5 protein-coding genes and 2 tRNA genes are annotated in these 7,509 nt (G+C 42.2%); 4 read left to right on the top strand and 3 right to left on the bottom strand.

Annotation, left to right across the window (positions count from 1 at the left end; translation table 11 throughout):
- Positions 1-110 precede the first annotated feature (110 nt).
- Positions 111-184 (bottom strand) — tRNA-Cys (locus DK428_RS11540).
- A 7-nt stretch (positions 185-191) separates the two neighbouring features.
- A tRNA-Gly gene (locus tag DK428_RS11535) sits at positions 192-267 on the bottom strand.
- Between the two features lie 241 nt (positions 268-508).
- Between DK428_RS11535 and DK428_RS11530 the strand changes: the two genes are divergently transcribed.
- The 3 genes from DK428_RS11530 to trxA all read left to right on the top strand — a co-directional run bounded on the left by DK428_RS11530 (position 509) and on the right by trxA (position 3,077).
- Positions 509-1,618: a methionine biosynthesis PLP-dependent protein gene (locus DK428_RS11530; protein ID WP_109082791.1), complete on the top strand. Its 1,110-nt coding sequence runs from the start codon at positions 509-511 to the stop codon at positions 1,616-1,618.
- A gap of 19 nt (positions 1,619-1,637) precedes the next feature.
- Positions 1,638-2,633, top strand: a complete 996-nt coding sequence (locus DK428_RS11525) for a 2-hydroxyacid dehydrogenase (RefSeq protein WP_109064344.1) — start codon at positions 1,638-1,640, stop codon at positions 2,631-2,633.
- 120 nt (positions 2,634-2,753) lie between these two features.
- Positions 2,754-3,077 carry a thioredoxin gene (gene trxA / locus DK428_RS11520; protein ID WP_005701197.1) on the top strand — a complete coding sequence of 108 codons (324 nt, stop codon included), beginning with the start codon at positions 2,754-2,756 and terminating at the stop codon, positions 3,075-3,077.
- Between the two features lie 98 nt (positions 3,078-3,175).
- Here trxA and rluC read toward each other — a convergent pair whose 3' ends face one another.
- Positions 3,176-4,135 (bottom strand): 23S rRNA pseudouridine(955/2504/2580) synthase RluC, encoded by a 960-nt coding sequence (gene rluC, locus DK428_RS11515; RefSeq protein ID WP_109064485.1) that lies wholly within the window; start codon positions 4,133-4,135, stop codon positions 3,176-3,178.
- Between the two features lie 466 nt (positions 4,136-4,601).
- On the opposite strand from rluC, the gene rne reads away from it, so the two are divergent.
- Positions 4,602-7,490, top strand: coding sequence for a ribonuclease E (gene rne, locus DK428_RS11510; RefSeq protein ID WP_109064345.1), 2,889 nt, complete (start codon positions 4,602-4,604; stop codon positions 7,488-7,490).
- The last annotated feature ends 19 nt before the right edge of the window (positions 7,491-7,509 follow it).

Here is a 7,509-nt window from a genome sequence, read left to right as displayed (position 1 = left end):
GGCCAGACTTGAACTGGCACGCCTCGAAAGGCGAGGGATTTTAAATCCCTTGTGTCTACCGATTCCACCACTCGGGCATTGAGTGATTAGCTAATTGCGTTTGGGGGTTATGGAGGCGTGTCCCGGAGTCGAACCGAGCTACATGGATTTGCAATCCAGTGCATAACCGCTTTGCTAACACGCCATTAGTTTGGAGCGGGAAACGAGGCTCGAACTCGCGACCCCGACCTTGGCAAGGTCGTGCTCTACCAACTGAGCTATTCCCGCATTTGTTGTTAGTGCGGTGCATTTTACTGACTTATGTCCAAGTGTCAACAAACAATTAAAAAAATAAGCGTGTTTGTTGAAAAAAAATGCAAAAGATTTAAATTCAAGGGGTAAAAATTTTAATCCGTTCAATCAAGTATTTATAAAAATCTCTTTTAATAACACAATGGTTTGTGCCAAAATGAGCCTCAATTTTTATAAAAAGTGCGGTATAAAATTTTGTTATTTTATCGGAGGATTTATGACGCAAGAATATGAGATTGATACTTTATTAGCTCAAGCCGGTAATCGTACAGATGAGCGAACCGGTGCGGTTTCCACTCCCATTTTTCTTTCTACAGCCTACGGCCATCAAGGAATCGGTGAAAGCACCGGTTTTGATTACACCAGAACCAAAAACCCAACCCGTAGCGTATTAGAAGACACCATTGCCAAATTGGAAAAAGGTGAACATGGATTTGCTTGTTCTTCCGGCATGGCAGCAATTCAATTATTGATGTCATTATTTACTTCACCGGATGAATGGATCGTGTCCAGTGATGTGTATGGCGGCACTTATCGTTTATTGGATTTTTGTTATAAAAACACCAACGGCGTGAAACCGGTATATGTAAATACCGCCTCTGTAAATGAAATTGAGGCAGCGATTACGGCGAATACCAAAGCCATTTTTATTGAAACGCCGTCTAATCCGTTAATGGAAGAATGCGATGTGGATGCCATTGCGAAGGTAGCGAAAAAACATAATTTACTACTCATTGTTGATAATACATTTTTAACACCGGTGTTATTCCGCCCGATGGAGCATGGCGCGGATATTGTTATTCACAGCGGTACGAAATATATTGCCGGTCATAATGATGTGTTGGTCGGTTTAATTGTTGCGAAAGGGCAGGAATTGTGTGACCGTCTAGCTTATATTCAGAACGGTGCTGGTCCGGTGCTATCGCCATTTGATTCTTGGTTAACCATTCGTGGCATGAAAACCTTAGCCTTGCGTATGCAACGTCATGAAGAAAATGCAAAAGCCATTGCGGAATTTTTAAAACAACAACCACAAGTTAAAGATGTGTTATATCCTAACAAAGGTGGAATGTTATCGTTCCGTTTACAAGATGAAAACTGGGTGAATACTTTCTTAAAATCCATTAAATTGATTACTTTTGCTGAAAGCCTTGGTGGTACGGAAAGTTTTATTACTTATCCGGCAACCCAAACTCACATGGATATTCCGGAAGCTGAGCGTATTGCGCGCGGAATTACGAACAATCTGTTACGTTTCTCTGTGGGGTTAGAAAATGTTGAGGACATTAAGGCCGATTTAGCACAAGCATTTGCACAACTTAAATAAGTGATTAACGGAGGGCAAAATGAAAGTTGCGGTGTACAGTACGAAAAGTTATGACCGAAAATATTTAGAATTGATTAATGCTAAATATGGTTTGGCGTTAGAGTTTTACGATTTTATGCTTAGCGAGCGAACGGCAAAAATGGCGGAACATTGCGAGGCTGTGTGCATTTTCGTGAATGATGACGGTAGTCGAAAAGTGTTAGAAAAACTGGCCGCACTTGGTGTGAAAATTATTGCATTACGTTGCGCGGGTTTCAATAATGTGGATTTAAAAGCGGCGAAAGAATTGGGTTTAACCGTTGTTCGCGTGCCGGCCTATTCACCGGAGGCCGTTGCAGAGCATACTGTTGGGTTGATGATGACATTAAACCGTCGTATTCACCGTGCTTATCAACGTACTCGTGAAGCGAATTTTTCTTTAGAAGGGCTGATCGGCTTTAATATGCATGGACGCACCGTTGGTGTTATCGGTACCGGTAAGATTGGTGTTGCCGTTATGCGTATTCTAAAAGGATTCGGTATGCATATTTTGGCTTATGATCCGTTCAAAAATGCGGCTGCAGAAGAGCTGGGGGCGGAATATGTGAGTTTAGATGAGATTTATCGTCGTTCTCACGTTATTACTCTGCATTGTCCGGCCACACCGGAAAACTACCATTTATTAAATCGTGATGCTTTTGCCAAAATGAAAGACGGCGTGATGATTATTAATACCAGTCGTGGTACTTTAATTGATACCCAAGCTGCCATTGATGCGTTAAAACAACGTAAAATCGGCTCTTTAGGGATGGATGTGTATGAAAACGAAAGAGATTTATTCTTTGAAGACAAATCTAATGAAGTGATTTTAGATGACGTTTTCCGTCGCTTATCTTCTTGCCATAATGTGTTATTAACCGGGCATCAAGCCTTTTTAACGGAAGAAGCGTTAACCAGTATTGCCGATGTAACGTTATCAAACATCTACGCGGTAGGCAAAGGAAAACCTTGCGATAATACAGTGCAACCATCTTAGTTTTTAGCAATTAAACTAATTTGTGCGAATAGCATCACGCTATGCTATTATGCGCGAACATTTAAACAAAAAATGCCATGTGAAATGGCATTGTTCATCAAAAGAAATAAGGACAGAAAAATGAGTGAAGTATTACATTCCAGCGATGCAACTTTCGTAGCCGATGTTGTTAATTCAGACGTTCCGGTATTGTTAGATTTTTGGGCGCCATGGTGCGGTCCGTGCAAAATGATTGCCCCGATTTTAGATGATTTAGCAGTAGAATTTGCCGGTAAAGTGAAAATTGTAAAAATCAACATTGATGATAACCAAGCTACACCGGCACAATTTGGTGTTCGCAGTATCCCAACATTGCTGTTATTCAAAGACGGCAAACCGGTGGCAACCCAAGTTGGTGCATTACCTAAAAATCAATTAGCGGCTTTCATAAACCAAAATATCTAATTGAATCAAACAAAAAACGCCGAGCTTTATGCTTGGCGTTTTATTTTGTGACAAAAGTGCGGTGGAATTTAAAAACATTTTTAAAACCTACCGCACTTTTATTTCATATCGCGTAACCGCTTTAAAATTCCTTTCATATAATTATCCAACTGCGCCGTCAATCGCAAGGTTTCGCCGGTATGTGGGTGTTCAAAACGAATTGAGTAAGCGTGCAAAAAGAGACGTGTTAAACCTAATTCGGCCATTTGTTGATCGAATACTTTGTCACCATATTTGCTATCTAAGGCAATCGGATGGCCGGCATATTGGGTGTGGACGCGTATTTGATGGGTTCGCCCGGTTATCGGCGAAGCCTTAACCAAGGTCGCATTAACATAACGCTCCTCCACGGAAAAACGGGTTTCCGACGGTTTACCCTGTTCGTTGACTTTGACAATGCGTTCGCCGCTAGATAGTTCATTTTTTAATAACGGAGCCTGCACTACTTTGCAATGAGATTGCCACTGCCCACGCACAAGCGCTAAATACTCTTTTTGTACTGTTTTTTCACGCAGTTGTTCATGAAGATTGCGCAAGGCTGAACGTTTTTTTGCCACCAATAGAATACCCGAGGTGTCACGATCCAAACGATGAACCAATTCTAAAAAACGGGCTTCTGGACGTAGCGCACGTAATGTCTCAATCACGCCAAAATCGAGCCCGCTCCCACCATGCACGGCGATACCGGAAGGCTTATTGAGCACCAATAAGTAATTGTCTTCAAATATAATTTGTTGTTCTAGTTGGGCGACTTTGGTCAGCTTATTGGAAATTGTCTCCTGTGCTTTTTCTGCCACGCGTACCGGTGGAATTCGTACCACATCATCAGCTTGTAATTTATATTCCGGCTTGCTTCTGCCTTTATTCACCCGTACTTCGCCTTTACGCACAATGCGATAAATCAGGCTTTTAGGCACGCCTTTTAAGCGCGCAAGGAGAAAATTATCTAATCGTTGGCCAGCTTCGTCATCATTTATGGTGAGAAATTGCACGTTCGAGTTAACTATTTTTTCATTCATCTTGTGTTTATTACGATCTTTTACAGAAAAATTGACGTGCATCATAGCATATTGCACGGCGAGTTTGAATGTTGCAAAGAATCGTCCCCAAAGGCTGAAACGCCTTGCTAAAAATCCCCATTCAAGCGATAATAATGCGCCTTTTTGAGTCATAAAAAAGGCTTTAAAATAAACAGGTTATCATTGATAGAATACAATGCAGCATTCGGCATAAGACGTTGTTATTGCAATGATTTTTAACCATCAATATGAGCGACAGCTTGCAAACCATTTTTTAACCGGTTTTGTTTTTATTCACATAAAAAGATGATATGAGTGTGAATAAGGTTGCCAATGCACCCAGCAGATGACAGTCGGGAAGACGGACATTCTGCGACAGACACGAGGTCGGCGACTAAGCAAAGTGCGGTCATTTTTGATGACATATTTTTAGGGCATAACCCCCTTTCGATAAAAGAGAAAACGAATGAAAAGAATGTTAATCAACGCAACTCAAAAAGAAGAGTTGCGCGTTGCGTTAGTCGATGGACAACGCTTATTCGACCTGGACATTGAAAGTCCTGGTCACGAACAGAAAAAAGCCAATATTTACAAAGGGAAAATCACTCGCGTTGAGCCGAGTTTAGAAGCCGCTTTTGTGGATTATGGCGCAGAACGTCACGGTTTTTTACCGTTAAAAGAAATTGCTCGTGAATATTTCCCGGCTGACTATGTCTATCAAGGTCGCCCAAATATTCGCGATATTATTTCTGAAGGACAAGAAGTTATCGTTCAAGTGAACAAAGAAGAGCGTGGCAATAAAGGTGCTGCGTTAACAACCTTTGTTTCCTTAGCAGGAAGTTATTTGGTGATCATGCCAAACAACCCTCGTGCGGGTGGCATTTCTCGTCGCATTGAAGGTGATGAGCGTTTGGAATTAAAAGATGCCTTGAGTTCTTTGGATGTGCCTGAAGGTGTCGGCTTAATCGTGCGCACCGCCGGTGTAGGTAAATCGCCGGAAGAATTGCAATGGGACTTAAAAGTGCTCTTGCACCATTGGGAGGCAATCAAACAAGCCTCAGAAAGCCGCCCTGCGCCGTTCTTAATTCACCAAGAAAGTGATGTTATCGTGCGTGCGATTCGCGACTATTTGCGTCGTGATATCGGCGAAATTCTGATTGATAGCCCGAAAGTCTATGAAAAAGCGAAAGCACATATTAAATTAGTGCGTCCGGATTTCATTAATCGGGTAAAACTTTATCAAGGCGAAGTGCCGCTGTTCAGCCATTATCAAATAGAATCACAAATTGAATCTGCTTTCCAACGTGAAGTGCGTTTACCTTCCGGCGGTTCTATCGTCATTGACGCCACTGAAGCGTTGACAGCCATTGATATTAACTCCGCACGTTCTACCCGTGGTGGCGATATCGAAGAAACCGCTTTAAACACTAACCTTGAAGCCGCAGATGAAATTGCGCGTCAATTACGTTTACGTGACTTGGGCGGTTTAATTGTGATCGACTTTATCGACATGACGCCGGTGCGCCATCAACGTGAAGTGGAAAACCGCATTCGTGATGCGGTGCGACAAGATCGCGCGCGTATTCAAATTAGCCGCATTTCCCGCTTCGGTTTGTTGGAAATGTCACGTCAACGTTTGAGTCCGTCATTAGGTGAATCCTCTCATCACGTCTGTCCGCGTTGCCAAGGCACCGGCAAAATCCGTGATAATGAATCTCTGTCTCTTTCTATTCTTCGCTTGTTAGAAGAAGAAGCGTTAAAAGAAAATACCAAACAGGTTCACACAATCGTTCCGGTAAAAATCGCGTCTTACTTATTAAACGAAAAACGTAAAGCTATTCATAGCATCGAGAAACGCCATGATGTTGATATCATCGTGGTACCAAACGAAGCAATGGAAACCCCAAACTTCAGTGTGTTCCGCGTTCGTGATGGCGAAGAGGTGAATGAGTTAAGCTACAATTTGGCAAAATTACATCAAGATCAAAATGAAACTTTTGCTGCAGAAGAATCTTTAGTTTTCCGCAATATGGATAGTGCAGAAACTGAAACACCGGCAGTTGAAAGTGCGGCAGTATCTTTGGCCATTACAATGCCTGCGCCTGAACCGGTGGAACATAAAGAAAAAAGCCGCCCATCTTTGCTCTCTCGCATACTGTCTGCGCTAAAAGGCTTGTTTGCTTCTGAACCGAAACAAGAAGAACAGACTAAGAAAGCACGTAACAATAATCGCAATAGCAATAATCGTAATCGCCGTAATCAAGAACGCCGCAATAGCCGTCGTCAGCGTAATGATAACGCCGATAATGTTGATGTACAGGTAACGGAAAGAACGGAAAAATCTGAGACCAAAAACCGTAATCAAGAGCGTAATGCAAAACGTAATCGTAAAGCAGAAGTGATTGAAGAGGTTATTAATCAGAATGTTATTGAATCAGCAACGAATGAAACCAAATCGGAACAGGTAACGCAACGTCGTCAACGTCGTGATTTACGTAAGAAAGTGCGCGTTAATGAAGAGGTTGCAGAAACGAATGTTGTAGATGCAGAGACTATCGCGTTCGCAGAACAAAAAAGCGTAGAATCAAAACCTGCAGTGCAACAAGTTGATGAAAATGTTGTTGTAGCAGAATCCGTTGAAGTGGTAGACGTTGAAAACGAAGCTGAAAAATCCCGTGATAATTCACGCCAACGCCGTTTGCCACGTCATCTGCGCGTGAATAATCAGCGTCGCCGCCGTAGTAATGCTCAAGAGAAGTCACCGATGCCATTATTTGCGGCAGTAGCTTCTCCTGAATTGGCAAGCGGTAAAGTTTGGATTGATATGAATCAGCTTAATCAACCTAAAGAAAATACATTTTTGTCTGTTGATGAGCTATTAGAACAACAAAACCAACGTGTGTCGAATGAACCGGAAATTACGGTTCCGGCATTAGACATGATTGTTGAGAAAAGTAAAAGCGATGTACAACCTTTGACGGAGTTTATTACCCAACCGGCAAATGATTCCGTTGAGAAAAAAGTACAGGCTTCTTTACAGCGTTTGAATCTCAATAATGTGGTTTCTGAACCAACCGCAACCAAAGTTGAAGAGAGCGTTTCTGCACCTATTGCCGATGCTGTAAAATGTATGCCGGAAACTGACCGCACTTTTAGCTTTAGCGGTCGTTTAGGCACATTTTCTTCCGTAACCCATACCAAGGCTGAAATGACTTGTGCCAAAGCCTCGGAAGAACCGATCACTGCGTATCCTATTCAAGAATGGAAAGAATCCCGTTACTATTTTTATGGTAAAGGGGCAGCAGGGCATCATATGGCAATTAGTCATGTGTATTCCGAACCGACAAAAGCATAATCGTTGGAAAATAAAGCAG

This window comes from Aggregatibacter kilianii (assembly GCF_003130255.1).
Lineage (GTDB): Bacteria > Pseudomonadota > Gammaproteobacteria > Enterobacterales > Pasteurellaceae > Aggregatibacter > Aggregatibacter kilianii.
The sequence above is the reverse complement of the archived record's forward strand: the minus strand, read 5'-3'. Positions and strand labels throughout refer to the sequence as shown.

Bases quoted from the DNA above. Each gene is read 5' to 3' on its own strand.
- DK428_RS11530 (WP_109082791.1), top strand. From the start codon at position 509: ATGACGCAAGAATATGAGATTGATACTTTATTAGCTCAAGCCGGTAAT.
- DK428_RS11525 (WP_109064344.1), top strand. From the start codon at position 1,638: ATGAAAGTTGCGGTGTACAGTACGAAAAGTTATGACCGAAAATATTTA.
- trxA (WP_005701197.1), top strand. From the start codon at position 2,754: ATGAGTGAAGTATTACATTCCAGCGATGCAACTTTCGTAGCCGATGTT.
- rluC (WP_109064485.1), bottom strand. From the start codon at position 4,135: ATGAATGAAAAAATAGTTAACTCGAACGTGCAATTTCTCACCATAAAT.
- rne (WP_109064345.1), top strand. From the start codon at position 4,602: ATGAAAAGAATGTTAATCAACGCAACTCAAAAAGAAGAGTTGCGCGTT.